Source organism: Variovorax sp. ISS6, from assembly GCF_056523145.1.
On record NZ_JAWRZC010000001.1, the window covers coordinates 3,886,857 to 3,913,488 of the forward strand.

Consider the following 26,632-nt stretch of genomic DNA (forward strand, 5'->3'; position numbering starts at 1 on the left):
ACGGGGCGACGCCGATGCAGCGTCGCCCCGTGCGGAATGGCGTTTCAGTCGGGCGCGAGCCTCAGGACTTCACCTTCACCTCGACGCGCCGCGCCTCGCCCGCGGGGCCGTCGGCCTGGGTCTGCTCGGGCTTGGCGAGCTCGATCTTGTCCTCGGGCGCGCCCGCGGCCTTGAGCGCATCGCCGACCGCCATCGCGCGCTGCTTGGCGAGCTCGGCGTTCTTCGCGGCGTCGCCGGTGGCGTCGTGGTAGCCGCTCACCAGCACCGTGTTGCCGCTCTGCACCGCCTTGATCACGTCGGCCAGTGCCTCCCTGGCATTGGGCGCGACCTCGGCGCTGCCGGTGGCGAAGTAGAACTTGACCACGCCGTTCTCGACCTTGACCGCGGCGGCTTCGGCCGCGGTCACCGCGCCCGAGGCCACGGCACCGGCCGGTGTGCTGACCGCGGCCGGTGCCATGGCGGCGACCGGTGCCGGGGGCGGCACGGCGGCCGTCGCATCGCCGGCATGGAACTTCACCACCAGCGGCACGATGAGCAGGGCCACGATGTTGATGATCTTGATCAGCGGGTTCACGGCCGGGCCGGCCGTGTCCTTGTAGGGGTCGCCCACGGTGTCGCCGGTGACGGCGGCCTTGTGCGTGTCGCTGCCCTTGCCGCCGAAGTGGCCGTCCTCGATGTACTTCTTGGCGTTGTCCCAGGCACCGCCGCCGGTGCACATGGAGATGGCGACGAACAGGCCCGTGACGATGGTGCCCATCAACAGGCCGCCGAGTGCCTTCGGACCGAGCAGCAGGCCGACCACGATCGGCACCAGCACCGGCAGCAGCGAGGGGATCATCATCTCCTTGATGGCCGCGCCGGTCAGCATGCCCACGGCCTTGCCGTACTCGGGCTTGGCGGTGCCTTCCATGATGCCGGGGATGTCGCGGAACTGCCGGCGCACTTCCTCGACCACCGAGCCCGCCGCGCGGCCCACGGCCTCCATCGCCATGGCGCCGAACAGGTAGGGGATCAGGCCGCCGATGAACAGGCCGACGATCACCATCGGGTCGCTGAGGTTGAAGCTGATGTTCAGGCCGAAGCTCTCGAGCTTGTGCGTGTAGTCGGCGAACAGCACCAGCGCCGCGAGGCCGGCCGAACCGATGGCATAGCCCTTGGTCACGGCCTTGGTGGTGTTGCCCACAGCGTCCAGCGGGTCGGTGATGTCGCGCACGCTCGCGGGCAGCTCGCTCATCTCGGCGATGCCGCCGGCGTTGTCGGTGATGGGGCCGTAGGCGTCCAGCGCCACCACGATGCCGGCCATGCTGAGCATGGAGGTCGCGGCCACCGCGATGCCGAACAGGCCGGCCAGCGCGTACGAGGCCAGGATGGCGATGCACACGAAGATCACCGGCCAGGCCGTCGAGCGCATCGACACGCCGAGGCCCGCGATGATGTTGGTGCCGTGGCCCGTGGTCGAGGCCTGCGCGATGTGCTGCACCGGCTTGTATTGTGTGCCCGTGTAGTACTCGGTGATCCACACCAGCGCCGCCGTCAGCGCCAGGCCCACGAAGCAGGCGCCGAACAGCTTGAGCTGGCTGCCGCCGGCGCCGAGCGCGTTGTCGGGGATGAGCCAGCTGGTGACGAACCAGAAAGCGATCAGCGACAGGATGCCCGCCACCGCCAGGCCCTTGTAGAGCGCCGGCATCACGTTGGTCATGCCCGGCGAGGCCTTGACGAAGAAGCAGCCGATGATCGACGCGACGATCGACACGCCGCCCAGCGCCAGCGGATAGAGCACCGCGTTGACCGGCGCCGCCGTGACCATCAGCGCGCCGAGCACCATGGTCGCGATCAGCGTCACCGCGTAGGTCTCGAACAGGTCGGCCGCCATGCCGGCGCAGTCGCCGACGTTGTCGCCCACGTTGTCGGCGATCACCGCGGGGTTGCGCGGATCGTCCTCGGGGATGCCGGCCTCGACCTTGCCCACCAGGTCGGCGCCGACGTCGGCGCCCTTGGTGAAGATGCCGCCACCGAGGCGCGCGAAGATCGAGATCAGCGAGGAGCCGAAGGCGAAGCCGATCAGCGGATTGAGCAGCGCCGCCAGCGCATGGTTGCCGCTCGGCAGGCCCCTGGAGGCCAGGAACCAGTAGAAGATCGAGACGCCCAGCAAGCCCAGCCCGACCACCAGCATGCCGGTGATGGCGCCGCCTCGGAAGGCCACGTCGAGTGCCGGCCCGATGCCTTGGGTGGCGGCCTGCGCGGTGCGCACGTTGGCGCGCACCGAGACGTTCATGCCGATGAAGCCGCAGGCGCCCGAGAGCACCGCGCCGACCACGAAGCCGACCGCGGTCGTGAGGTCGAGGAAGAGGGCGATCAGGATCGCGAGCACCACGCCCACGATGGCGATGGTGCGGTACTGCTTGGCCAGGTAGGCCGCCGCGCCCTGCTGGATCGCCGCCGCGATCTCCTGCATGCGCGCGTTGCCCGCGTCCTTGGCGAGGATCCAACTTCGGGCCCAGATGCCGTAGGCCACGGCAACGAGGCCGCAGACGATGGCGAGGATGAGGGGGGTGTTGCCATTCATGCGTTGCTTCTCCATTCGTTCGTTGTGACGTGGAGACGGAAAGCGCGAGGATCCGTTGCGTGCAACGCGCGGGAGTCGAGATTTCCGCCGCGTTGCTTCCTCGAAGCTCGCTGCATCCCGGGGAGCCGGGGTGCGGAGCCGATTGGCCAACGGCTGCAATTTACAGGCAAAAACGAAATCGCGTGCGACGGGTCCATGACACGGAAAGTAAACTTCGGGTTTGTCCGCATCCCTCTCATACTTTTCAACTACTCGATAACGACATGGCCTTCGACAAAGTTTCCCCCGGCAAGAACGTTCCCGACGACTTCAACGTCGTGATCGAAATCCCGATGAACGCCGACCCGATCAAGTACGAGGTCGACAAGGAATCGGGCGCGATCTTCGTCGACCGCTTCATGACCACGGCCATGTACTACCCGGCCAACTACGGCTACGTGCCGCAGACCCTGTCGGGCGACGGCGACCCGGTCGACGTGCTGGTGATCGCGCCGTACCCGCTGCTGCCGGGCGTGGTCGTGCCCTGCCGCCCGCTGGGCATCCTGATGATGGAAGACGAAGCCGGCGTGGACGGCAAGGTGCTGGCCGTGCCGACCGACAAGGTGCTGCCGATCTACAGTCACTGGAAATCGGTGGACGACGTGAACCCGATGCGCCTGAAGGCCATCAGCCACTTCTTCGAGCACTACAAGGACCTCGAGGCCGGCAAGTGGGTCAAGGTGCTGGGCTGGGAAGGCATCGACGCCGCCCGCAAGGAAATCCTCGACGGCATCGCCGCGTACAAGAAGTGATGCGGTAGGCGCGTGTCGGTCGCTCCGGGGCAGTCACTCCTGCTCGAACGGCGACCGGCGCGCATCGCGCACGAAGGTGCCGGCCGTCGACGGGCTCGTGCATTCCGCGGCGCCCGCGGGCGTGTCGGTCACCACGATGCGGTCGGTGCCGAATTGCAGGGTGCGGGTGCAACGCCCGCCGAACGGCACCACCAGCCGCTGCCGCTCGTCGAGCCGGCCACGGCCTTGCAGCAGCATGTTGCCGCGCGCATCGGGGCAGATGTAGAGCTCGATGTCGAGCCCGCCGTCGTCCGATGGCGTCACGTCCAGGAAGCGCCCGTCTTTCGGACAGCGGCCCTCCACGTAGCGGCCGGTCCAGTGCAGCAGCGGCTCCGCCAGGTAGCGGATGCGCCGCTCGTAGTCCTCCCGCAGGCATTTCACGTCGGCCTTGCAGTGCCGGTTGCGCACCGCGAGCCAGTCGCGCTGGTCGCGCTTCAGGTAGGCGGCCCATTGGCCGGCATCGGGTGTCGCAAGCTGCTTGCGATAGAGGTCGGCCATGCTCTCGTCCTGCAGCGAGAGCGCTGGCGTGGCGCAGATGGTCTTCTCGGTCGGGTTCGAGGCCTTGGCGCAGTCGAAGCTGGCGGCATGGGCCGGGACGCAGGCGAGGGCCGCGAGGCCCAGGGCCATCGCCCATGGGAAGAAGGGGCGGATCGATGCGGGCATGCGGTGCTCTCCTGCGCGCCGGGCTTGCGCGATGGCCGCATGCTCGTTCCCGCGCCGACCGCTGTCGATCTGCCGAACGGCAGGGCCGGCTATGCCCTTGGTCGGAGCCTCGGGCTCGACCTCAGCCGCGGGCCGCGTCGCCGGCCAGCCGCATCCATTCGCGGTTGACCGAGCGGGCGTGCGAGTTCCAGTGGCGCGCGGCCTGCTGGAGCTCGTCCCACTGGCGCTGCGCGGCGGCGCCGTCGCCCTGCTGCGCGAGCCAGGCCACGTAGCGCGCCCGCGCCTCGACGGTGTTGTAGAGGCTCAGGGTCGATTCGAAAGCCTGGCGCGCCTCGTCGTTGCGGCCCTCGGCGGCCAGGGCGCGGGCCACCAGCAGCGCGACCTCGTCCTTGCGGTAGTCGTCGCGGGTCGAGCGCAGGCTTTGCAGCGCCTGCATCGCTTCGCTGCCCGCGCCGGGACCGCCCGCGGCCAGCAGCGCGCTCGCGAGGCCGAACTGCAGCTCGGGATCGGAGGCCAGCGGGCCCTTGAGCGCATCGCGGTAGTGCCCGACCGCCTCGCCGGCCTGGCCGCGGTCGAGTGCGGCCTTGGCGAGGCGCAGCTTGTTCTGCGCCGTGGGCGCGAGGTCGTAGGCCTGCTCGGCCGCGCGGTACTCGCGCTCGGGATCGATGAAGCCGATGGCCGCGCTCGCGACCTTGCCCGCGGTGCGCTGCATGCGCGAGGCGGGCAGGTACTCGACCACGAAGTAGACGATGCTGCCCAGCAGCGGAAAGCTGAACAGGATCAGCAGCCAGTACATCTGCTTGCCGTGGCGCATCGCGTGCACCGCGAAGAACAGCGCGATCAGGATGTGCAGACCCAGGCCGACGAATGGCATGACTTTTTCCCCTTGTTGTTGGCGATCTGCCGGGGTTTATAGCAGCCGTGTTTGGCCGTGGCCTGACGCGGGCCCACCGTCGCTTTCAGGCGGCCTTGAACGGGCTGCGCTCGCCCAGGTGGTCCATGTAGTTCTCGATGCCCTCGCCCTCGCGCTCGAGGAAGCGCTCGACCGCGTCGGCGAAGGCCGGATGCGCGAGCCAGTGGGCGCTGGTGGTCTTCACGGGCATCAGGGCGCGCGCCATCTTGTGCTCGCCCTGCGCACCGCCCTCGAAGCGCTGCACGCCGTGCGCGATGCACCAGGCCAGCGGCTGGTAGTAGCAGGCCTCGAAGTGCAGGCAGTCGACGCGCTCGACCGCGCCCCAGTAGCGACCGTAGGCCACGAGCGGCCGACCGGTGCCATCGTCGGTGGCCAGCGCGATCAGGCTGGCGGCGATCGGTTTGCCCTCCCGCTCGGCGACGAACAGCAGCCAGGCCTCGGGCAGCGTGTCGGCCATGCGATGGAAGAAGTCGCGCGTGAGGTAGGGCGGGTTGCCGTGCTCGCGGTAGGTGCGCGCGTAGCAGCGGTAGAAGAAGTCCCAGTCGGCGCGCGTGATGTCGGTCCCGCGCGACCAGCGGAAGCTCACGCCGGCATCGGCGACCTTGCGGCGTTCCTGGCGGATCTTCTTGCGCTTGTCGTGCGAGAGGCTCGCGAGGAAGGCCTCGAAGTCCGCGTAGCCGGGCGCCGGGTTCTGCCAATGGAACTGCACCGTGTGCCGCAGCATCAGCCCGGCCTCGGTACAGGCCTCGATGTCGGCCTCGGCACCGAACAGCAGGTGCAGCGACGACAGCTCGCTCTCCTTGCACCAGGCCACCAGCGCCTGGGCCAGCAGCGCGCGGCCGGCCGCGTCGCGCGCGAGCAGGCGCGCGCCGGGCACGGGCGTGAACGGCACTGCGACCGTCGCCTTCGGGTAGTAGGCCAGGCCGTGCTGCTGGTAGGCGTTGGCCCAGGCCCAGTCGAACACGTACTCGCCATAGGAATGGTCCTTGACGTAGACCGGGCAGGCGGCCTCGAGTGTGTCGCCGCGCCAGAGGGTGAAGAACTGGGCCGTCCATCCGCTCTCGGGCGTGGCGCTGCCGCTCTCGTGCAGCGCGGCCAGGTACTCGTGGCGCATGAAGGGCGAGGGTTCGGCCTGCGCGGCGAGCAGCGCGTTCCAGGCCTGCGGGCTCACGTCCGACGGCGACGCGACAACCCGAATGACATAATCGTTCAAGCCTGTTTCTTCCTTCCGTATGACGCTCAAGCTCGCCATCGCGCAACTCAATTTCGTGGTGGGCGATCTCCCCGGCAATGCCCGAAAAATCGTGGCGGCCGCGCGCGAGGCCCATGCCCAGGGCGCTCGCCTTCTGCTGACGCCCGAACTCTCGATCGCCGGCTACGCGGCCGAGGACCTGTTCCTGCGGCCGGCCTTCACCGAAGCTTGCGATGATGCCGTGAAAGGCATCGCCGCCGCTCTGGCCGACCTCAAAGACATGGTCGTGGTGGTGGGGCATCCGAGCGGCGGCAGCCTGCGCGGGCGCTCCGTGTCGGTGCAGTTGCGCCACAACGCGGCCAGCGTGCTCAAGGAAGGCCGCATCCTCCAGACCTACGCCAAGCGCGAGCTGCCCAACTACCAGGTGTTCGACGAGCGCCGCTACTTCGCGCCGGGGCAGGGCACCTGCGTGTTCGAGGCCGGCGGCGTGTCGGTCGGCCTGCTGATCTGCGAGGACGCCTGGTTCGACGCGCCGGCCGAGCTGGCACGCGCCGCCGGCGCCGAGGTGCTGGCCGTCATCAATGCCTCGCCCTACCACGTGGGCAAGGAGGGCGAGCGCGTGGCGCGCATGGCCGATCGCGCGCGCGCCGTGGGGCTGCCGCTGGTCTATGCCCACCTCGTGGGCGGGCAGGACGAGGTGGTGTTCGACGGCGCCTCCTTCGCGCTGCAGGCCGATGGCGCGCTCGCCATGCAGGCGCCGGGCTTCGAGGAGAAGCTGGTGCTGGCCGAGCTCGAGCGTGCACCGTCGCAGGGCGTGCGCTTCCTGCCCGAGCCCATCGCCGCGCCGCGCGACGCCGAGGCCCGGCTCTGGGATGCGCTGGTGCTCGGCGTGCGCGACTACGTCGGCAAGAATGGCTTTCCGGGCGCGATCCTCGGGCTGTCGGGCGGCATCGACTCGGCGCTGGTGCTCGCGATCGCGGTCGATGCGCTCGGCAAGGACAAGGTGCGCGCGGTGATGATGCCCTCGCCCTACACGGCCGACATCAGCTGGATCGATGCGCGCGACATGGCGGGGCGCCTGGGCGTGCGCTACGACGAGATCTCGATCCGCCACACCTTCGAATCGTTCAAGGCGGCGCTGGCCCCCGAGTTCGCGGGCCGGCCCGAGGACACGGCCGAAGAGAACATCCAGGCCCGCATCCGCGGCACGCTGCTGATGGGGTTGTCGAACAAGTTCGGCTCGATCGTTCTCACCACGGGCAACAAGAGCGAGATGGCCACCGGCTACTGCACGCTCTACGGCGACATGGCGGGCGGCTTCGCGGTCATCAAGGACCTGTTGAAGACGACCGTGTTCGCGCTCGCGCGCTGGCGCAATGCCCACGATCCCTATGGCACCGGCACCGAGCCGATCCCCGAGCGCATCATCACGCGGCCCCCGAGCGCCGAGCTGCGGCCCGACCAGACCGACCAGGACAGCCTGCCGCCCTACGACATCCTCGACGCGATCCTGGCACGCTACATGCAGGACGACGAGGGCATCGACGAGATCATTGCCGGGGGCTACGACCGCGCGGTGGTCGAGCGGGTGGCACGGCTCATCAAGATCAACGAATACAAGCGGCGCCAGGCGCCGGTAGGCATCCGGGTGACGCACCGCAGTTTTGGCAAGGATTGGCGTTACCCTATCACCAGCAAATTCAACGAAACCGCCGGAGCACGCAAACCATGAAGCAGATCACCGCCATCGTCAAACCCTTCAAGCTCGAGGACGTACGCGAGGCCCTGGCCGAAGTGGGCGTCACCGGACTCACCGTGACCGAGGTCAAGGGCTTCGGCCGCCAGAAGGGCCACACCGAGCTGTACCGCGGCGCCGAGTACGTGGTCGACTTCCTGCCGAAGATGAAGGTCGAGGTCGTCGTCAACGAGGGCGACGTCGAGCGCTGCATCGAGGCCATCGTGAATTCGGCGCGCACCGGCAAGATCGGCGACGGCAAGATCTTCGTCACGGCCGTCGAGCGCATCGTGCGCATCCGCACCGGCGAAGAGAACGAGAACGCGGTCTGAGCTGAACCGCAGGGGCCGGCGCTCGCCGGCCTTTCACAAGAGGTTCAGAGGTTCTCGGCCAGCCGGTCGTCGCGCGGATGGCGCGGCACCTCGGCACGCAGCGCCGCGAGCAGCGGCTCGGCCTCGGTGCCGGTGCGCACCAGGCTCATCTGCCAGTCGCCCATCAGGCCGTCGCGCACGCTCTGGGCAAGGAATTCCAGCAGCTTGTCGTAGTAGCCCGCGCTGTTGAGGATGCCGACCGGCTTATCGTGGTAGCCGAGCTGGCGCCAGGTCCAGATCTCGAACAGCTCCTCGAAGGTGCCGATGCCGCCGGCCATGGCCAGGAAGGCGTCGGCGCGCTCGCCCATCATCGCCTTGCGCTCGTGCATGGTGTCGACCACGTGCAGCTCGTCGCACAGCGGGTTGGCCAGTTCCTTGTCGACAAGCGCCTTGGGGATGATGCCGACCACGCGTCCGCCCGCGGCGCGCGTGGCCTCGGCCACTGTGCCCATCAGGCCGGTGCGGCCGCCGCCATAGACCAGCTGGCCACGCTGCTGGCCGATCCAGCGGCCTACCGCCGTGGCGGCTTCGGTGAACTCGGGACGCTCGCCGGGGCGCGAGCCGCAATACACGCAGATCGAAAATTCAGGGGTCATCCCCCGATCATGCCTCGCGCGGCGGGCCCGCTCATGACACGAAGCGCGTCCACAAGGCGGCGGCCCAGATGCAGGTGCACAGCGACAGCGACAGCAGCACCGCGGCGCTGCCCATGTCCTTGGCGCGCTTGGAGAGGTCGTGCCATTCGGGGCCGATGCGGTCGATGGCCGCTTCCACGGCCGTGTTGAGCAGTTCGACGATCATCACCAGCACCGCGCTGCCCGCGAGCAGGGCGATCTCGACCCAGCTGCGGCCGAGCCAGAAGGCGGCGGGGATCATGACCATCGACAGGATGGCCTCCTGCCGGAAGGCCGGCTCGCCCCAGCCGGCGCGCAGGCCGTGCAGCGAGATCAGCGTGGCGTGCCAGACGCGATCGAAGCCCTTGCGGGCCTTCTGCGGATTGACGGCGGGATCGGGAAGTTCGGGCAGGGCGCTCATCGGCGGCTCATGGGCTTGGAGGTGACGAGCCGGGTGCCGGCCCAGGCGTCGTGCCAGAACTGGCGTTGCGGATGGAAGCGCGCCAGCAGCGCCCAGATGGCCACCCAGCCGAAGACGAGCACCGTGACTTCGGGGCCCGACAGTTTGAAGGGTGCGATGGCGGCGAGCGGCGGCAGGAACCAGATCCAGCTCAGCAGGTAGCGCGCGAGCGCGCGGCGCTGAGTGACCGGGTGGCCGTGCGTGTCGACGATGCGGATGTTCCAGGTCTTCATCGCCAGCGTCTGGCCCTTGGCCCAGAACCAGACGAAGTAGACGCCGAACACGATGAAGAGGAAGGCCTGGAGCAGGTGGCGCCGCTCGTCCATGGCGTCGCGCATCTGGCCCAGCGTGCTGAAGAGCCAGCCCGAGACGAACACCACCGCGAACAGCAGCATGCCTTCGTAGAGCCAGCAGGCCATGCGGCGCCAGAGTCCCGGGGCTTGTGCGATGGAAAGGGAAGCGTCAGATGCGGCAGGGGCAGGCGAATCCGACTCCGAAATTTCGGAAGGGCTGGAAACCATCGAGACCTTGGGTCAGGGGGCGGGCGATTGATCGACCGCGCGCCCCGCGGAAGTGGAAGACGGTGTGGAGGATACCGAAGTCGACGGACCGGACGGTGAAGTGTACGGAGACGGCACCTGGGCTTCGGCCGGCACCGGCTGAGGCGTATAGGTGGCAGGGGGCGCGACGGAAGGCGCTGCGGGTGCGGTGGTGGCCGTCGCGGTTGCGGCGGTACCGGGCACGGTCGCCGGCGGATTCGCGACGACGGCTGCCGCCGGCACGATGGCTGGGGTTGCGGGCGCCGCGGGTGGCGCGAGCTGGATGCGGGGCGTGTGCTGGCCGGCCGAAGTGACGGCCGGAACGGCGACGAGCTTCTGCGAGGACACCGGCCGCACCGGGATGGCTGCGCCCTTGGGCTTGGCCGGCGCGCGTTCGGCGAGCTTGCGCTTTTCCTCTTCGCTCAGCGCCTGGTACTGCTCCCACTTGGCCTTGCGTTCGTCGGCCGGCACGCGCTTGACCTCGGCGAAATTCAGCCGGGCCTGGACGCGTTGCTGGTTGCTGAGCGCGGCCCATTCGATCATGCGGCTGCGCAGCGTGATCTGGTCCTCGGCCGGCAGCGAGGCGTAGTTGCGCGACAGCGCGAGCCACTTGCGCTTCTGGCCGACGTTGAGCGTGTTCCAGTGCGGAGCCAGCGGTTGCAGCGCTTGTTGCTGCTCGGCGGTGAGCTCGGCCCACAGCGGCTTGGTGAGCTGCGCCGGCTTGGCGGCGGCGGACGCGGCCATGGTGCCGGTGGTCGTTGCCTTGGGCGTATCGGCGCGGACCGCTTCCGAGCGCACGGGCGTGGTCTGCGCGACCGCGATCGTCAGTCCCAGCGCCGCGGCGGCCACGATGCCGGCCCCGGCGAAGCGAGCCGCCACGCCTTGCGACCACGAGCGCGAGGAGCGGGGCGAAATCGCGGGGGGCTGGGTGCGGCGTGGCATTCGGGTGATCGGTCGGAGGGAGGCGTGGGGGAGGAGCAGGAGGAGCCAGGACGGAAGCGGCAAGGCCGCTTGCCGTCAATCGGAGGCGCCGTCGGACTTGAGGAACTGCGCGAAGCCCGGGTCGGTGTAGGCGGCTGGCGGCAGGTCGCCGGTGAGCAGTGCGGAATCGACCTCGGCCAACTCGCTGGCGCGGTCCTCGTCCTGCATCACGCTGATGGTGATCAGGCCGGCCACCAGTGCCACGAGCGGCACCACGGTGCCGATTCGGGTCCACCAGCCCCAGCCACCGCCGCCCAGGACGGCGGTGCTGCCCGACTGCACCACCGCGGGCGCCGCACGCAGCTGCGGTGCCTGCTTGCGCTGGGCCACGGCTTGCGCACGCGCCACGCGCAGGCGTTCGCCGATGTCGTGCGGCAACGCTTGGTTGCCCGCCGACAGGCGCGCGGCCACGCGTTGACCGAACTCGTTTTCGGCGATGGAAGAAAGAGGAACCTTAGTATTCATAGCGAAATTCCCTTGGCTTTGAGCGCCTTGCTCAGAGCGTGGACGGCGCGCGAGCAATGGGTTTTGACGCTGCCCTCGGAGCAGCCCATGGCGGCGGCCGTCTCAGCGACGTCCATTTCTTCCCAGTAACGCATCAGGAAAGCCTCGCGTTGACGGCCCGGCAATGCCGCGATCTGTTCTTCGATCTCATGCAGGACCTGTGCCCGGCGCGTGGTGTCCTCGGCGCTCTCGGTCTCTCTGGAGTCGGTCTCGGAGGCGAAGTTCTCGAGCAGGTCGAAATCGCCGTCGTCGTCGATGGCCTCGAAGTCGCTGAGGTTCGAGAACAGCGCGCGGCGGGTCTTCTGGCGGCGGAACCAGTCGAGCGTGCAATTCGAAAGAATGCGCTGGAACAGCATCGGCAGCTCGGCGACGGGCTTGTCGCCGTAGTGCTGGGCCAGCTTCATCATGCTGTCCTGCACGATGTCGAGCGCCGCTTCCTCGTCTCGCACGTGATAGACCGACCGCTTGAAAGCGCGTCGTTCGACGCTTTTCAGGAAATCGGAGAGTTCTTGTTCGGTGGCCAAGCGTCAGAGGGGCGCCGGGCGCCGCGTGGGAATGGATGTCGGGCGGGAATGCCTCGTTGTTGGCCGCGAATTATGCCCGCCGCTCCTGACGAATCGTGTTGCGGGGCGATACGGGCTCGGCGGAAGGCCGCGTCGGTGTCATAATCGCGGTCGCAAGTCAAAAGGCAAACGGGTCACGGTCCGGCGGAACAATCAGTCCGCCCATGGCTTTGGCCTCAAGTCCTGGCGCGGCCCCACAAGGGTTGGCAAGGGGCACCCAAGGTTTTTCGTTCCCGAAAAAACTCCAAAGGTTGATCATGGAAATCTCGAAGGCGGAACTCGCTTCCGCAGCAGCCGCGTCCTCCGGCGCCGGCAATCACTCGCAAGAACTCATGGGCGCCGAAGTGCTGGTCAAGGCACTGCAGGCCGAAGGCGTCCAGTACGTCTGGGGCTACCCCGGCGGCGCGGTTCTCTACATCTACGACGCGTTCTACAAGCAGGACACCATCCAGCACGTGCTGGTGCGCCACGAGCAGGCGGCGGTCCACGCGGCCGACGGCTATGCGCGCGCCACCGGCGAGGTGGGGGTGGCGCTGGTCACCTCGGGCCCGGGCCTGACGAATGCGGTCACGGGCATCGCCACGGCCTACATGGACTCGATCCCGATGGTGATCATCTCGGGCCAGGTCCCCACGGCGGCGATCGGCCTGGATGCCTTCCAGGAATGCGACACGGTCGGCATCACGCGCCCGATCGTCAAGCACAACTTCCTCGTCAAGGATCCGAAGGACCTGGCGATGACGATGAAGAAGGCCTTCCACATCGCACGCAGCGGCCGTCCGGGCCCGGTGGTGGTGGACGTGCCCAAGGATGTCTCGTTCAAGAAGGTGGCCTACGCCGGCTACCCCGAGAAGGTCGAGATGCGCTCGTACAACCCGGTGCGCAAGGGCCACGGCGGCCAGATCCGCAAGGCGCTGCAGCTGCTGCTGAACGCCAAGCGCCCCTACATCTACACCGGTGGCGGCGTACTGCTGGGCAATGCCACCAACGAACTGCGCACGCTGGTCGACATGCTCGGCTACCCGGTCACCAACACGCTGATGGGCCTGGGCGCCTATCCGGCGAGCGACCGCAAGTTCCTCGGCATGCTGGGCATGCACGGCACCATCGAGGCCAACAACGCGATGCAGAACTGCGACGTGCTGCTGGCCGTGGGCGCGCGCTTCGACGACCGCGTGATCGGCAACCCGAAGCACTTCGCGCAGAACGAACGCAAGATCATCCACGTCGACATCGACCCCTCGAGCATCTCCAAGCGCGTGAAGGTCGACATCCCGATCGTGGGCGACGTGAAGGACGTGCTCACCGAGCTGATCTCGATGATCCGCGAGAGCACGACCAAGCCCGACGCCGGCGCGCTCGCCAACTGGTGGAAGACCATCGAGGGCTGGCGCGATCGCGACTGCCTCAAGTACGACCGGGGCAACAAGGACGTGATCAAGCCGCAGTTCGTCGTCGAGACGCTGTGGAACATGACCAAGGACACGGACACCTACATCACGTCCGACGTCGGCCAGCACCAGATGTGGGCCGCGCAGTACTACCGTTTCGACGAGCCGCGCCGCTGGATCAACTCGGGCGGCCTGGGCACCATGGGCGTGGGCATCCCCTACGCCATGGGCATCAAGCTCGCGAAGCCCGATGCGGAAGTGTTCACCATCACGGGCGAAGGCTCGGTGCAGATGTGCATCCAGGAACTGTCGACCTGCCTGCAGTACAACACGCCGATCAAGATCTGCTCGCTGAACAACCGCTACCTCGGCATGGTGCGCCAGTGGCAGGAGATCGAGTACTCCGGCCGCTACAGCCACAGCTACATGGATGCGCTGCCCAACTTCGTGAAGCTCGCCGAGGCCTATGGCCACGTCGGCATGCTGATCGAGCGTCCCCAGGACGTGGAGCCCGCGCTGCGCGAGGCACGCAAGCTCAAGGATCGCACCGTGTTCATGGATTTCCGCACCGACCCCACCGAGAACGTGTTCCCGATGGTCAAGGCCGGAATGGGCATCACCGAGATGCTGCTGGGCTCCGAGGATCTTCTGATCCGCGGCCCGTTTTCGACCGTTCGTTTCTCAACCTTTCACTGACGAATCTATTGCCCGCCGAGCCCGCGCATTACCGTGCGCGGGGGAGGGCGGCGAAAGCGAAAGCTTCCGCGCTGGCGAAAAGAGGAGTCACGCACACATGAAACACATCATTGCCGTTCTGCTGGAAAACGAGCCTGGCGCTCTTTCCCGCGTGGTGGGCCTGTTCTCGGCCCGTGGCTACAACATCGAATCGCTGACCGTCGCGCCCACCGAGGATGCGAGTCTGTCGCGCATGACCATCGTCACCGCCGGTTCGGACGACGTGATCGAGCAGATCACCAAGCACCTGAACCGCCTGATCGAGGTGGTCAAGGTGGTCGACCTGACCGAAGGCGCCTACACCGAGCGCGAGCTCATGATGGTGAAGGTGCGCGCGGTGGGCAAGGAGCGCGAGGAGATGATGCGCATGGCCGAGATCTTCCGCGGCCGCATCATCGACGTCACCGACAAGAGCTACACCATCGAGCTCACGGGCGACCATGGCAAGAACGACGCCTTCCTCGAGGCGATCGATCGCAGCGCCATCCTCGAGACCGTGCGCACCGGCGCCAGCGGCATCGGGCGCGGCGAACGCATCCTGCGGGTCTGACCCGATGAAAACGGAGCTCGGTCGCCGTCCGTTCGGGCCGAGCTTGTCGAAGCCTCCGCGCGAGCGGGGACTGCATTGAGCCCTTCGACAGGCTCAGGACGAACGGCACAACACACTGCAACTCGCATATCTATCTGGAGAACATCATGAAGGTTTATTACGACAAGGACGCGGACCTGAGCCTGATCAAGGGCAAGACGGTGGCCATCATCGGCTACGGCTCGCAAGGCCACGCGCACGCGCAGAACCTCAACGACAGCGGCGTCAAGGTCGTGGTCGGCCTGCGCAAGGGTGGCGCTTCGTGGGACAAGGTCGGCAAGGCCGGCCTCCAGGTCGCCGAAGTGGCCGATGCCGTGAAGTCCGCCGACGTCGTCATGATCCTGCTGCCCGACGAGCAGATCGCCAACGTCTACAAGAACGATGTCGCGCCGAACATCAAGGAAGGCGCTTCGCTGGTCTTCGCGCATGGCTTCAACGTGCACTACGGCTTCGTGCAGCCGCGCGCCGACCTCGACGTGTGGATGGTCGCTCCCAAGGCCCCGGGCCACACCGTGCGCAGCACCTACACGCAAGGCGGTGGCGTGCCCCACCTCGTGGCCGTGCACCAGGACAAGACCGGCAAGGCGCGTGACCTCGCGCTGAGCTACGCCACCGCCAACGGCGGCGGCAAGGCCGGCATCATCGAGACCAACTTCCGCGAAGAAACCGAGACCGACCTGTTCGGCGAACAAGCGGTGCTGTGCGGCGGTACGGTGGAGCTGATCAAGGCTGGTTTCGAGACGCTGGTGGAAGCCGGCTACGCGCCCGAAATGGCGTACTTCGAATGCCTGCACGAACTGAAGCTGATCGTCGACCTGATCTATGAAGGCGGCATCGCCAACATGAACTACTCGATCTCGAACAACGCCGAATACGGCGAGTACGTCACCGGCCCGCGCATCGTGACCGACGAGACCAAGAAGGTCATGAAGCAAGTGCTGCGCGACATCCAGACCGGCGAATACGCCAAGAGCTTCGTGCTCGAAGCCGCCGCAGGCCAGCCCGCGCTGATCAGCCGCCGTCGCCTGAATGCCGAGCATCAGATCGAAGTCGTCGGCGAGAAGCTGCGCGCGATGATGCCCTGGATCAAGAAGAACAAGCTGGTCGACCAGACCCGCAACTGATCTCCAGGCGAGCAGGGCGCTCCGGTGCCCGATTCCCCCAGGGCCACCCTCGCGGTGGCCCTTTTGCTTGGAGGGCGGGCGTGCCCCTGAACTACACTTCCGGGGATGCGACCCAGTGACCGAATTGCTATCGAAGAGATAGCTGAGCCGACAATGCCCATGAGGGACGGAGACCTATCCAATGCATGACGACACCGTCCCCGACGAGGTCCAGCCGCGCAAGCGGCGAAAGGGCATCTACGTCCTGCCGAACCTGTTCACGCTGGCCGCGCTGTTCGGCGGCTTCTATTCGGTCGTGATGGCGATGAACGCGCGCTTCGACCTCGCCGCGCTGGGCGTCTTCGCGGCCATGGTGCTCGACAGCCTCGACGGCCGCGTGGCGCGCATGACCAACACGCAGAGCGCGTTCGGCGAGCAGATGGACTCGCTGTCCGACATGGTCTCGTTCGGCGCCGCGCCCGCGCTGATCGCCTACGAGTGGTCGCTCAAGGGCCTGGGCCGGTGGGGCTGGATTGCCGCCTTCGTGTATTGCGCCTGCGCGGCGCTGCGGCTCGCGCGCTTCAACGTCAACACCGGCGTGGTCGACAAGCGCTGGTTCCAGGGCCTGCCGTCGCCCGCGGCCGCGGCGCTGGTGGCCGGTTTCATCTGGCTCATGACCGAATGGGGCAAGCGCGGCGGCGAGGTGCTGTACCTCTCGTGGACCCAGATCACCTGGATCACCTTCGCCTTCACGCTCTATGCGGGCCTCACGATGGTGACCAACGCGCCGTTCTACAGCTTCAAGGACGTGCAGATGAAGAAGAGCGTGCCTTTCGCCGTGATCGTGCTGATCGCGCTCGGCATCGCGGTCATCAACATCCATCCGCCGACGGTGCTGTTCGGCCTGTTCGTGGTCTACGGCCTGAGCGGCTACGTGGTCTATGCATGGCGCAAGGCCAAGGGGCAGCAGACCAGCGTGATCAGCACCTCGACCGAGGAACCCGACGAGCGCGGATTGCACAACTGAGACAGGCATTGCTGCACCGTCTTCACAAAGCCGCGAAGGCTGTGCTAAATTCGCAACCCTCATGACGAAGATGATTTCGCTGCTGGCCCTACTAGCTCTCCCTCACGGGCGGAGACGGTAGCGCACGCGCAAATCCATCACCACGGCCCGTTCGCACCAGCAACGGGCCGTTTTGTTTTTGGGGTTGCTGGTTGATCACCAACCATCACAGCAGAGAAATCGACATGTTGAAGCAACCTCAAGCCAAATACCGTGCCTTCGCGCCCATCGGTCTCAAGGACCGCACCTGGCCCGATGCCGTGCTGACCAAGGCGCCGATCTGGCTGTCGACCGATCTGCGCGACGGCAACCAGGCCCTGGTCGAGCCGATGGACATCACGCGCAAGATGCGCATGTTCGAGACCCTGGTCGCCATCGGCTTCAAGGAGATCGAGGTCGGCTTTCCCTCCGCGTCGCAGGTCGAGTTCGATTTCGTGCGCAAGCTCATCGAGGAAGACCGCATTCCCGACGACGTGACGATCCAGGTGCTGACGCAGGCGCGCGACCACCTGATCGCCCGCACCTTTGAGGCCCTGCAGGGCGCCCCGCGCGCCATCGTCCATCTCTACAACGCCGTGGCGCCCGTGATGCGCCGCGTGGTGCTCGGCATGGACGAGGACGGCATCGTCGAGCTCGCCGCCTCGCATGCGCGCATGTTCAACGAGATGGCCGCGAAACAGCCGAACACGCGCTGGACCTTCCAGTACTCGCCCGAGATGTTCTCGGGCACCGACCTCGCGTTCTCCAAGCGCGTGGTCGATGCGGTCACCGCGGTCTGGGCGCCGACGCCCGAGCGCAAGTGCATCGTCAACCTGCCGTCGACGGTCGAACACTCCACGCCGAACATCTTTGCCGACATGATCGAGTGGATGCACCGCAACCTCGCGCGCCGCGATGCGATCGTGCTCTCGGTGCATCCGCACAACGACCGCGGCACCGGCACCGCCGCCGGCGAGTTCGCGCTGATGGCCGGCGCCGACCGCATCGAAGGCTGCCTGTTCGGCAACGGCGAGCGCACCGGCAACCTCGACCTCGTCAACGTGGCGCTGAACCTCTACACGCAGGGCGTCTCGCCAGAGCTCGACTTCTCGAACATCGACGAGATCTGCGCCACGGTCGAGCACTGCAACCAGATTCCCGTGCATCCGCGCCATCCCTACGTGGGCGACCTGGTCTACACCTCGTTCTCGGGCTCGCACCAGGATGCGATCAAGAAGGCCTTCTCGGCGCGCAAGGACGGCGACATCTGGGACATGCCCTACCTCCCGATCGATCCGAAGGACGTCGGCCGCAGCTACGAGGCCGTGATCCGCGTCAACAGCCAGTCGGGCAAGGGCGGCATCGCCTACCTGCTCGAGAGCGAGTACGGCATCGAGATGCCGCGCCGCCTGCAGATGGAGTTCAGCCAGACGGTGCAGCGCGTGATGGACGTCGCGGGCAAGGAGCTCACGGCTGCGGACCTGTGGCAGCTGTTCGTGCGCGAGTACGGCATCGAGTCGGTACAGGCGCTCCAGCACCGTGTGCTGCAGGAGGAGGGCAAGGGCGGCGCCAACGCCTCGGTGCTCCTGCGCGGCGACCTGGCCTGGAACGGCGAGACCGTGGCCATCGAAGGCCGCGGCAACGGCCCCATCGATGCCTTCACGCACGCGCTGAGCGCCGCGACCGGCCATGCGGTGCGTGTCATCGACTACCACCAGCATGCGATCGGCGCCGGTGCCGATGCCAAGGCCGTGGCCTACCTGGAGCTGCGCGTGGACGAATCGCGCACGCTGTTCGGCGTGGGCATCGACGAGGACACCATCGCCGCGTCGCTGAAGGCGATCGTCTCGGGCGTGGAGCGCGCCAGGGGCAATGGCGCGCACAGCGCACAATCGGAGACCGCGACCGTCTGAACCCCATCCCGCCCGATGCGCCAGGTGGCCAGAAACGAAGGAGAACCACGATGACCGACCAACTCATAATTTTCGACACCACCTTGCGCGACGGCGAACAGTCGCCCGGCGCCTCGATGACGCGCGACGAGAAGATGCGCATCGCCAAGCAGCTCGAGCGGCTGCGGGTCGACGTCATCGAGGCCGGCTTCCCGGCCAGCTCGAATGGCGACTTCGAGGCAGTGAAGGCGATCGCCAACGCGATCAAGGACTCGACGGTGTGCGGCCTCTCGCGCGCCAACGACCGCGACATCGCGCGCGCCGCCGAAGCGCTCAAGGGCGCGGCGCGCGGCCGCATCCACACCTTCATCGCGACCTCGCCGCTGCACATGGAGAAGAAGCTGCGCATGTCGCCCGACGAGGTGCACGAGCAGGCCCGGCTCGCCGTGCGCTTCGCGCGCAACCAGGTGGCCGACGTGGAGTTCAGCCCCGAGGACGGCTACCGCAGCGATCCCGACTTCCTGTGCCGCGTGCTCGAGACCGTGATCGCCGAGGGCGCGACCACCATCAACGTGCCCGACACCGTGGGCTACGCGATCCCCGAGCTCTACGGCAACTTCATCAAGACGCTGCGCGAGCGCATTCCCAACAGCGACAAGGCGATCTGGTCGGTGCATTGCCACAACGACCTCGGCATGGCGGTGGCGAACTCGCTGGCCGGCGTGAAGATCGGCGGCGCGCGCCAGGTCGAATGCACCATCAACGGCCTCGGCGAGCGCGCAGGCAACTGCTCGCTCGAGGAGATCGTGATGGCCGTGAAGACCCGCAAGGACTACTTCGGCCTCGCGCTGAACATCGACACCCAGCACATCGTGGCCGCGAGCCGCATGGTCAGCCAGACCACCGGCTTCGTGGTGCAGCCCAACAAGGCCGTGGTGGGCGCCAATGCCTTCGCGCATGCCTCGGGCATCCACCAGGACGGCGTGCTCAAGGCGCGCGACACCTACGAGATCATGCGGGCCGAGGACGTGGGCTGGAGCGCCAACAAGATCGTGCTGGGCAAGCTCAGCGGCCGCAACGCCTTCAAGCAGCGGCTGCAGGAACTCGGCGTGACCATGGAGAGCGAGGGCGAGATCAACGCCGCCTTCCTGCGCTTCAAGGAGCTGGCCGACCGCAAGTCCGAAATTTTCGACGAGGACATCCTCGCGCTTGTCAGCGCGGAGGAGGGTGCGAACGTTGGCGAACAGTTTGCTTTCGTTTCTCTCGCTCAGCACAGCGAAACCGGCGAACGCCCCCAGGCGAAGGTCGTCTTCACCGTCCATGGCAAGGAAGTCACGGGCGAGTCGGACGGCAATGGCCCGGTCGATGCTTCCCTCAAGGCCATCGAATCGCACGTCAAGAGCGGCGCCGAGATGGTTCTTTACTCGGTCAATGCCATCAGTGGCTCGACGGAAAGCCAGGGAGAAGTTACAGTCCGGTTACAAAACGCGGGGCGGGTGGTCAACGGCGTCGGGGCGGATCCCGACATCGTTGTGGCGTCGGCAAAGGCTTATTTGAGTGCGCTCAACAAGTTACAGAGCCAAGCTGAGAGAGTGGCGGCACAAGGTTAGGTTTTCGGGCGATCCTTGGTATTCGAATGAAGAAAAGGATGCAAGTAGCTGATATTGCGTGCCTTTTTTGATTTCGATACACTGCGGTCCTCATTCCTGCCGCTGGAGATTTTGTACATGCCCGAAGCCCGTCTCCACCGCGTTTCAAGCCTTCGCACCCTCGCCGTCGCGTTCTGCGCGACGGCTTTTTTGTTGTCCGGCGCCCATGCCGCCAAGAAAGAAAAGGCCGCCCCTGCCAAGACGGCGGCCGTCTCGAAGAAAGCCCGCGGCGCCGCGCCGGTCGAGGTGAAGCGCAATGCCGCGTCGTCCAAGGTTGCCAAGCGTGGCGGCCGTGAAGACAAGGCCGACAAGGTGGTCCGCGGTGGCCGCAACGTGGTGGCCACCCTGCAGAAGAAGAACGGCAAGACCGTGGTGGCCGTGCAGCGCCGCTCGGTGGTCCGTGTCGAGGCGCCGCCGCGCCAGTCCTTCGGCCAGATGGCCGGCCTGCATACCACCGACGACGCGCTCGAGCTCAAGTCGAGCGTCGCGCTGGTGGTCGACCAGGACACGCACGAGGTGCTGTTCAGCAAGAACGACCACGCCGTGCTGCCGATCGCCTCGCTCACCAAGCTCATGACCGGCCTGCTGATCAGCGAGGCCAAGCTGCCGAACGAAGAGCTCATCACCATCACCCAGGACGACGTCGACACCGAGAAGCGCAGCAGCTCGCGCCTGACGGTCGGCACCACGCTCACGCGCGGCGAACTGCTGCACCTGGCGCTGATGTCGAGCGAGAACCGCGCCGCCCACGCGCTGGGCCGCACCTATCCCGGCGGCCTGAGCACCTTCGTGAGCATCATGAACGCCAAGGCGCGCATGCTCGGCATGAAGGACACGCGCTACGTCGAGCCCACCGGCCTGTCGAGCCGCAACCAGTCGAGCGCGCAGGACCTGGCGCTGCTGGTGAACGCCGCCTACGCCGACGCCACCGTGCGTTCGCTGTCCACCTCGCCCGAGTACCAGGTCGAGGTCGGCCGCCGCACCTTGCAGTTCAACACCACCAACCGCCTCGTGAAGAGCCCCGACTGGGACATCGGCGTGCAGAAGACCGGCTACATCTCCGAAGCCGGCCAGTGCCTGGTGATGCAGGCCCGGGTCGCGGGCCGCAAGCTGATCATGGTGTTCCTCGATTCGGCCGGCAAGTTCAGCCGCATCGCCGACGCCGAGCGCGTGCGCCGCTGGGTCGAGGCCACGCATGCGGTTCCGGGTTCGCCGGCCGCCTCGCGCGCCGTGGCGTACCAGATCGCGGGCTGAGCGGGCCCGCCCAAAGACGAAAGCCGGCGGTTGCCGGCTTTTTTCATGGGGGACGCGAGGAGCGGTCAAGGCCCCTGGAAAGCGCCAGGCGCTTCTCAGGCGCCCTCGGTGGAGGCCGACCCCGGCGCGGCCGCTACGGCCCCGCCAGCGGGCGCCACGCCCTGCTTGAAGCCCAGTGCCTCCGAGATCTCGTTTGCGGTCGCCTGCAGTTTCGGCAGCCAGCCTTCGTCGAGCCGGTCGGCCGGTGCCGAGATCGACAGCCCCGCGACCAGCTTGCCCTGGTCGTCGTAGATGCCGGCGGCCATGCAGCGCACGCCGAGTTCGAGCTCCTCGTTGTCGCGCGCGATGCCGTACTGGCGCGCCTTCGACAGCTCGCGCTCGAGCGCCGGCAACTGCGTGATGCTGTTGCGCGTGTGGCCGGCCAGTCCGGTGCGGGTGGCGTAGCTGCGCACCCGCTGCGGATCGTCCGCGGCCAGGAACAGCTTGCCGGTGGAGGTCAGGTGCAGCGCGGCGCGGCCGCCGATGGCGCGCACCACCTGCATCCCCGAGCGCTCGCTGTAGGAGCGCTCGATGTACACGATCTCGTCGCCCTGGCGCATGCTGAGGTTGACCGGCTGCTGCGTGAGCTTGTGCAGCTCGCGCATCGGGCCCAGCGCGGCGTCGCGCACGTTGAGCCGGCCCTTGACCAGGTTGCCGAGCTCCAGCAGGCGCATGCCGAGCCGGTAGCTGCCGGCCTCGGGACGGTCGACGAAGCGGCCGACCGCGAGGTCGTTGAGGATGCGGTGGGTGGTGGAGGGATGAAGCCCCGTCTTTTCGCTGATTTCCTTCAGGGAAATGGCTTCTTCGCGCGAGGCCAGCACGTCGATCAGCGCGAACATGCGTTCGATGACCTGGATGACGGGGGTGGCCGGAATGTCTGAATGGTTTTTTCTCATGGCGCTGTGCGGTGAAGACCGGGCGCCATTTTATCTTGTGAAATCGCTGGCGCGCTGCCAGCGGCCGTCGATCAGCAATTCGTGGGGCGCGAAGCGCGCCTTGTAGTTCATCTTCGGGCTGTGTTCGATCCAGTAGCCCAGGTAGACGTGGGGCAGGCCGAGCTTGCGCGCCTGCTCGATCTGCCAGAGCACGCTGTAGGTGCCGTAGGCCATGCCGTCCTCGGGCTCGTAGAAGGTGTAGACGGCCGAGATGCCGTCGTTGAGCACGTCGAGGATCGACACCATCTTGAGCGCGCCCGCGCTGCCATCGGGCAGGGTCTCGCGGAACTCGACCAGCCGCGAGTTCACGCGGCTTTGCAGCAGGAACTGGGTGTACTGGTCGATGCTGTCGTGGTCCATGCCGCCGCCCGCGTGGCGGCCGTTCTGGTAGCGCAGGTAGAGCTGGTAGTGCTCGGGCACGAAGCACAGCTTGAGCACGCGGGCCTGCAGGTCGGCGTGCTGCTTGACCGCCCGGCGCTGGCTGCGCGAGGCCTTGAAGGCATTGGCCAGCACCCGCAGCGGCACGCAGGCGCGGCAGCCGTCGCAGTACGGGCGGTAGGTGAACATGCCGCTGCGCCGGAAGCCGCTGAGCACCAGGTCGGAGTACGCGTCGTTGTGGATCAGGTGGCTGGGAGTGGCCACCTGCGAGCGGGCCTGGCGGTCCGGCAGGTAGCTGCAGGGATAGGGCGCGGTCGCGTAGAACTGCAGCGTGTGGAGCGGGAGATCCTTGAGGTGCGTCACGTCGGGTGAGAAGGTCGCGCGGACAGGAGTTCGGACCAGTATACGGGCTCGAAACGCCACGCGGGGCCCGTCGCTTCCCGGGCCCGGGCCACGTGCTCGACGAAGCGCGCGCGCGGCATTTCGTGCGCGCCCAGGCTCGCGAGGTGGGTCGTGTTCTGCTGGCAGTCGATCATCCGCACGCCGAAGCGCCGGCACAGGCACACCAGCGCCGCCAGCGCGATCTTCGAGGCATCGGGGCGGCGCGTGAACATCGATTCGCCGAACACGGCGCCGCCGATCGCGACGCAGTAGAGCCCGCCCGCGAGCTCGCCGTCGATCCAGGTCTCGACGCTGTGGGCGTGTCCGGCCCGGTGCAATTCGGTATAGGCGGCGACCATGTCGGGCACGATCCAGGTGCCCGACTGGCCCGGGCGGGCCGAGCCGGAGCAGGCCCGGATGACGGCCGCGAAGTCGTGGTCGATGCGGATCTCGCAGCCCGGCGCCTGCGCGAAGCGCGCCAGCGTCTTGCGCAGCGAGCGGTGGAGCCGGAAATCGGCCACCTGCAGCACCATGCGCGGATCGGGGCTCCACCACAGGATCGGCTGGTCCTCGCTGAACCAGGGGAAGACGCAGCGGCCGTAGGCGCGCAAGAGAGTATCGACATCGAGCGAGCCGCCGGCGGCCAGCAGGCCGGGCACGGGATCGGCGATTCCCCACGCTGTCGAGGGGTCGGGCAGGGCATCGCCGGGTTCGAGCCAGGGCAGTTGTCGCATGGCCGTAGGTATACACGGCTTGCGCGGCGCATCTTCGTATCGGGGGCGAAAAACCGGGCCAACCCGCCGCCGCGTCCCCCTGGTGGCGCCCCTTTCTGGTGCCCTCGCAATGCACTCGTCCAAAGGCGCACACGTTTGCCCAAGCTCACATATAGTGCGGAGCTTCCTTCGAAGAAGCACCCCATGACGGTCCCAGCGCGCCAGCGTTGTGCGCGGGCCCGGTACAAGAGGACCACGTTGACCACAGACCCCAACCCCATGCGTTTCGGCAGCGGCCAGGCCGTGCGCCGGCTCGAAGACCAGAGTCTTCTCTCAGGTGCCGGCCGCTACACGGACGACGTGTCCCTGCCGAACCAGTCCCACCTGGTCTTCCTGCGCTCCCCGTACCCCCACGCGCGCCTCGTCTCGGTCGACACCTCGGCCGCGCTCGCGCTGCCGGGGGTGCTCGCCGTGATCACCGGCGCCGACCTGGCCGCGGCCGGCGTCAAGCCGATGCCCGGCGCCGCCGGCTTCAAGCGTGCCGACGGGGGCGACAGCGCCAGCCCCGCGCGCCATGCCATCGCGCACGAACGCGTGCGCTTCGTCGGCGAGGCCGTGGCCGTGGTGGTGGCCGACACCGTGCAGCAGGCGCGCGACGCGGCCGAAGCCGTGATGGTCGAGTACGAGGAGCTGCCGATGGTGGTCGACCTCGCGGCCGCCACCGCCGAAGGCGCGCCCCAGCTGTGCGAAGCGGCGAGCGGCAACGTCGCGGCCGAGATGCGCCACGGCAGCAGCGAGGCCGCCACGGCCGCCTTCGCCAAGGCCGCCCACGTGGTGGCGCTCGACGTGGTCAACCAGCGCGTGGTGGCACTGACCATCGAGCCGCGCTCGGTGCTCGCGGCGCCCGATGCCGACACCGGCCGTCTCACGATCCGCATGAGCACCCAGATGCCCTCGGGCGTGCGCGATTCGATCTGCGCCGCCATCGGCCTGGCCAAGGACAAGGTCCGCGTGGTGGTCGGCGACGTCGGCGGCGGCTTCGGCATGAAGACCGGGGCCTACCCCGAGGACATCGCGGTGGCCTTCGCGGCGCTGCAGGTGAAGCGCCCCGTGAAGTGGGTGGCCGACCGCAGCGAGGAATTCCTCTCGAGCGCCCATGGCCGCGACATCGAGGCCAAGGCCGAGCTCGCGCTCGATGCCAAGGGACGCATCCTCGCGCTGCGCATCAAGACGCTGGCCAACGTCGGCGCCTATGCCACCGGCACCGGCGTCGCGATCCAGCTGCTGATCGGCCCCTGGGTGCAGACCAGCGTCTACGACATCCAGACCATCGACTTCCACTTCAAGGCGGTGCTCACCAACACCGCGCCCACCGGCGCCTACCGCGGCGCCGGCCGGCCCGAGGCGATCTTCACCATCGAGCGGCTGATGGACGAGGCCGCGCGCCAGACCGGCATCGACCGCATCGAGCTGCGCCGGCGCAACTTCATCCGCCCCGAGCAGATGCCGTACAAGAACCCGATGGCGCAGACCTACGACACCGGCAAGTTCGAGTCGGTGATGGACCAGGCGCTGGGCCTGGCCGACTGGAACGGCTTCGAGGCCCGCGCGGCCGAATCGGCGCGCAACGGCCGCCATCGCGGCCTGGGCATCGCCACATTCCTCGAGTGGACCGGCGGCAACGTGTTCGAGGAACGCGTCACCGTCTCGGTGCAGGCCGACGGCGTGATCGAGGTGTTCTCGGCCGTCAATGCCATGGGGCAGGGCATCGCCACCTCGCTGGCCCAGCTCGCGGTCGACGCCTTCGGCGTGCCGATCGAGAAGGTGCGCGTGGTGCTCGGCGACACCGACCGCGGCGACGGCTTCGGCAGCGCGGGTTCGCGTTCGCTGTTCACCGGCGGCTCGGCGGTGCGCATCGGCGCCGAACGCACCATCGACAAGGCGCGCGAACTCGCGGCCCAGGAATTCGAGGTGGCGATCGACGACGTGACCTACAGCCGCGGCGCCTTCGCCGTGATCGGCACCGACCTCGAGCTCGACCTGTTCACGCTCGCGGGCAAGCAGCCCGAGCGCGAGATCTTCGTCGACTCCACCAGCACCGTGGCCGGCCCGACCTGGCCCAACGGCTGCCACATCTGCGAGATCGAGATCGATCCGCCCACCGGCGAGATCAGCGTGGTGGCCTACAGCTCGGTCAACGACGTGGGCCGCGTGGTCAACCCGATGATCGTGCGCGGCCAGCTCGAGGGCGGCGCGGTGCAGGGCATCGGCCAGGCGCTCTACGAGCAGGTGGTGTACGACCACGAGACCGGCCAGCCCGTCACCGGCAGCCTGATGGACTACGCCGCGCCGCGCGCCGACATCGTCAGCACCATGTTTCACATGGAGATGGACGAATCGACGCCATGCAAGAACAACCCGCTGGGCGTCAAGGGCGTGGGCGAGCTGGGCACCATCGGTGCCACGCCGGCCATCGTCAATGCCGTGGCCGACGCCTTCGCGCGCAACGGCCATGCCGCCCGCGCGCCGCGCCTGCACATGCCGCTGAGCCCCTCGCGCGTGTGGCAGGCGATGCAGACGGTCGACTGAGGGCCCGC

Annotated in this window: 24 protein-coding genes; 11 read left to right on the forward strand and 13 right to left on the reverse strand. The window is 67.6% G+C overall.

Annotation, left to right across the window (positions count from 1 at the left end; all coding sequences use genetic code 11):
- Nucleotides 1-61: 61 nt before the first annotated feature.
- Nucleotides 62-2,566: a sodium-translocating pyrophosphatase gene (locus tag AC1HIL_RS18025; RefSeq protein WP_057592531.1), complete on the reverse strand. Its 2,505-nt coding sequence runs from the start codon at nt 2,564-2,566 to the stop codon at nt 62-64.
- 263 nt (nt 2,567-2,829) lie between these two features.
- Between AC1HIL_RS18025 and ppa the strand changes: the two genes are divergently transcribed.
- A complete protein-coding gene (gene ppa / locus AC1HIL_RS18030; RefSeq protein WP_057592497.1) occupies nt 2,830-3,357 on the forward strand; it encodes an inorganic diphosphatase in 528 nt (175 codons plus the stop codon).
- Nucleotides 3,358-3,390: 33 nt separating this feature from the next.
- Here the strand turns inward: ppa and AC1HIL_RS18035 are convergent, their stop codons facing one another.
- The 3 genes from AC1HIL_RS18035 to AC1HIL_RS18045 form a co-directional block, all read right to left on the reverse strand.
- Nucleotides 3,391-4,059 (reverse strand): lysozyme inhibitor LprI family protein, encoded by a 669-nt coding sequence (locus tag AC1HIL_RS18035; protein WP_479672370.1) that lies wholly within the window; start codon nt 4,057-4,059, stop codon nt 3,391-3,393.
- Nucleotides 4,060-4,180: 121 nt separating this feature from the next.
- Complete coding sequence (locus AC1HIL_RS18040) at nt 4,181-4,933, reverse strand: hypothetical protein (RefSeq protein ID WP_203205660.1); 753 nt, start codon at nt 4,931-4,933, stop codon at nt 4,181-4,183.
- A gap of 85 nt (nt 4,934-5,018) precedes the next feature.
- Complete coding sequence (locus AC1HIL_RS18045; protein WP_413763705.1) at nt 5,019-6,185, reverse strand: GNAT family N-acetyltransferase; 1,167 nt, start codon at nt 6,183-6,185, stop codon at nt 5,019-5,021.
- A gap of 19 nt (nt 6,186-6,204) precedes the next feature.
- Here AC1HIL_RS18045 and AC1HIL_RS18050 point away from each other — a divergent pair, with 19 nt between their 5' ends.
- Together AC1HIL_RS18050 and AC1HIL_RS18055 are read left to right on the forward strand one after the other, a co-directional pair.
- A complete protein-coding gene (locus tag AC1HIL_RS18050; RefSeq protein ID WP_479672371.1) occupies nt 6,205-7,896 on the forward strand; it encodes an NAD+ synthase in 1,692 nt (563 codons plus the stop codon).
- Nucleotides 7,893-8,231 carry a P-II family nitrogen regulator gene (locus tag AC1HIL_RS18055; RefSeq protein WP_013540975.1) on the forward strand — a complete coding sequence of 113 codons (339 nt, stop codon included), beginning with the start codon at nt 7,893-7,895 and terminating at the stop codon, nt 8,229-8,231. Before AC1HIL_RS18050 ends, AC1HIL_RS18055 begins: the two co-directional genes overlap by 4 nt.
- Before the next feature lie 44 nt (nt 8,232-8,275).
- On the opposite strand, the gene AC1HIL_RS18060 is transcribed toward AC1HIL_RS18055, so the two are convergent.
- The 6 genes from AC1HIL_RS18060 to AC1HIL_RS18085 all read right to left on the reverse strand — a co-directional run bounded on the left by AC1HIL_RS18060 (nt 8,276) and on the right by AC1HIL_RS18085 (nt 11,892).
- Complete coding sequence (locus AC1HIL_RS18060) at nt 8,276-8,866, reverse strand: LOG family protein (RefSeq protein WP_057592492.1); 591 nt, start codon at nt 8,864-8,866, stop codon at nt 8,276-8,278.
- A gap of 31 nt (nt 8,867-8,897) precedes the next feature.
- Nucleotides 8,898-9,305, reverse strand: a complete 408-nt coding sequence (locus tag AC1HIL_RS18065) for a diacylglycerol kinase (protein ID WP_057592491.1) — start codon at nt 9,303-9,305, stop codon at nt 8,898-8,900.
- Nucleotides 9,302-9,865 (reverse strand): RDD family protein, encoded by a 564-nt coding sequence (locus AC1HIL_RS18070; RefSeq protein WP_479672372.1) that lies wholly within the window; start codon nt 9,863-9,865, stop codon nt 9,302-9,304. The genes AC1HIL_RS18065 and AC1HIL_RS18070 overlap by 4 nt, the downstream gene beginning before the upstream one ends.
- A 12-nt stretch (nt 9,866-9,877) precedes the next feature.
- Nucleotides 9,878-10,825, reverse strand: a complete 948-nt coding sequence (locus AC1HIL_RS18075) for a DUF3106 domain-containing protein (RefSeq protein ID WP_479672373.1) — start codon at nt 10,823-10,825, stop codon at nt 9,878-9,880.
- A 75-nt stretch (nt 10,826-10,900) separates the two neighbouring features.
- The gene (locus AC1HIL_RS18080; RefSeq protein WP_413763702.1) at nt 10,901-11,329 is read right to left on the reverse strand and encodes a DUF3619 family protein; all 429 of its coding nucleotides are present in this window, start codon (nt 11,327-11,329) and stop codon (nt 10,901-10,903) included.
- Nucleotides 11,326-11,892 (reverse strand): RNA polymerase sigma factor, encoded by a 567-nt coding sequence (locus tag AC1HIL_RS18085; RefSeq protein ID WP_057592487.1) that lies wholly within the window; start codon nt 11,890-11,892, stop codon nt 11,326-11,328. The genes AC1HIL_RS18080 and AC1HIL_RS18085 overlap by 4 nt, the downstream gene beginning before the upstream one ends.
- A 296-nt stretch (nt 11,893-12,188) precedes the next feature.
- Here AC1HIL_RS18085 and AC1HIL_RS18090 point away from each other — a divergent pair, with 296 nt between their 5' ends.
- The 7 genes from AC1HIL_RS18090 to AC1HIL_RS18120 all read left to right on the forward strand — a co-directional run bounded on the left by AC1HIL_RS18090 (nt 12,189) and on the right by AC1HIL_RS18120 (nt 21,589).
- Complete coding sequence (locus tag AC1HIL_RS18090) at nt 12,189-14,018, forward strand: acetolactate synthase 3 catalytic subunit (protein WP_479672770.1); 1,830 nt, start codon at nt 12,189-12,191, stop codon at nt 14,016-14,018.
- A 97-nt stretch (nt 14,019-14,115) separates the two neighbouring features.
- Nucleotides 14,116-14,607: an acetolactate synthase small subunit gene (gene ilvN / locus AC1HIL_RS18095; RefSeq protein ID WP_012747479.1), complete on the forward strand. Its 492-nt coding sequence runs from the start codon at nt 14,116-14,118 to the stop codon at nt 14,605-14,607.
- 146 nt (nt 14,608-14,753) lie between these two features.
- Nucleotides 14,754-15,770, forward strand: coding sequence for a ketol-acid reductoisomerase (gene ilvC / locus AC1HIL_RS18100; RefSeq protein WP_057592485.1), 1,017 nt, complete (start codon nt 14,754-14,756; stop codon nt 15,768-15,770).
- Between the two features lie 181 nt (nt 15,771-15,951).
- Nucleotides 15,952-16,776, forward strand: coding sequence for a CDP-diacylglycerol--serine O-phosphatidyltransferase (gene pssA / locus AC1HIL_RS18105; protein WP_057592484.1), 825 nt, complete (start codon nt 15,952-15,954; stop codon nt 16,774-16,776).
- Nucleotides 16,777-17,000: 224 nt separating this feature from the next.
- A complete protein-coding gene (leuA, locus tag AC1HIL_RS18110) occupies nt 17,001-18,707 on the forward strand; it encodes a 2-isopropylmalate synthase (RefSeq protein WP_479672374.1) in 1,707 nt (568 codons plus the stop codon).
- Between the two features lie 50 nt (nt 18,708-18,757).
- A complete protein-coding gene (locus AC1HIL_RS18115) occupies nt 18,758-20,296 on the forward strand; it encodes a 2-isopropylmalate synthase (RefSeq protein WP_057592482.1) in 1,539 nt (512 codons plus the stop codon).
- 117 nt (nt 20,297-20,413) lie between these two features.
- Nucleotides 20,414-21,589 (forward strand): serine hydrolase, encoded by a 1,176-nt coding sequence (locus AC1HIL_RS18120; protein ID WP_261213788.1) that lies wholly within the window; start codon nt 20,414-20,416, stop codon nt 21,587-21,589.
- Between the two features lie 95 nt (nt 21,590-21,684).
- Here the strand turns inward: AC1HIL_RS18120 and AC1HIL_RS18125 are convergent, their stop codons facing one another.
- From AC1HIL_RS18125 to aat, 3 genes are read right to left on the reverse strand one after another with little or no spacing between them, the layout of a single operon-like run.
- The gene (locus AC1HIL_RS18125; protein ID WP_057592480.1) at nt 21,685-22,524 is read right to left on the reverse strand and encodes an IclR family transcriptional regulator; all 840 of its coding nucleotides are present in this window, start codon (nt 22,522-22,524) and stop codon (nt 21,685-21,687) included.
- Nucleotides 22,525-22,554: 30 nt separating this feature from the next.
- A complete protein-coding gene (locus AC1HIL_RS18130; protein WP_203205672.1) occupies nt 22,555-23,304 on the reverse strand; it encodes an arginyltransferase in 750 nt (249 codons plus the stop codon).
- On the reverse strand, nt 23,301-24,056 hold the full coding sequence (aat, locus tag AC1HIL_RS18135; RefSeq protein WP_479672375.1) for a leucyl/phenylalanyl-tRNA--protein transferase: 756 nt from the start codon (nt 24,054-24,056) through the stop codon (nt 23,301-23,303). The genes AC1HIL_RS18130 and aat overlap by 4 nt, the downstream gene beginning before the upstream one ends.
- Before the next feature lie 258 nt (nt 24,057-24,314).
- Between aat and AC1HIL_RS18140 the strand changes: the two genes are divergently transcribed.
- Complete coding sequence (locus AC1HIL_RS18140) at nt 24,315-26,624, forward strand: xanthine dehydrogenase family protein molybdopterin-binding subunit (protein ID WP_064262247.1); 2,310 nt, start codon at nt 24,315-24,317, stop codon at nt 26,622-26,624.
- Nucleotides 26,625-26,632: the final 8 nt, after the last annotated feature.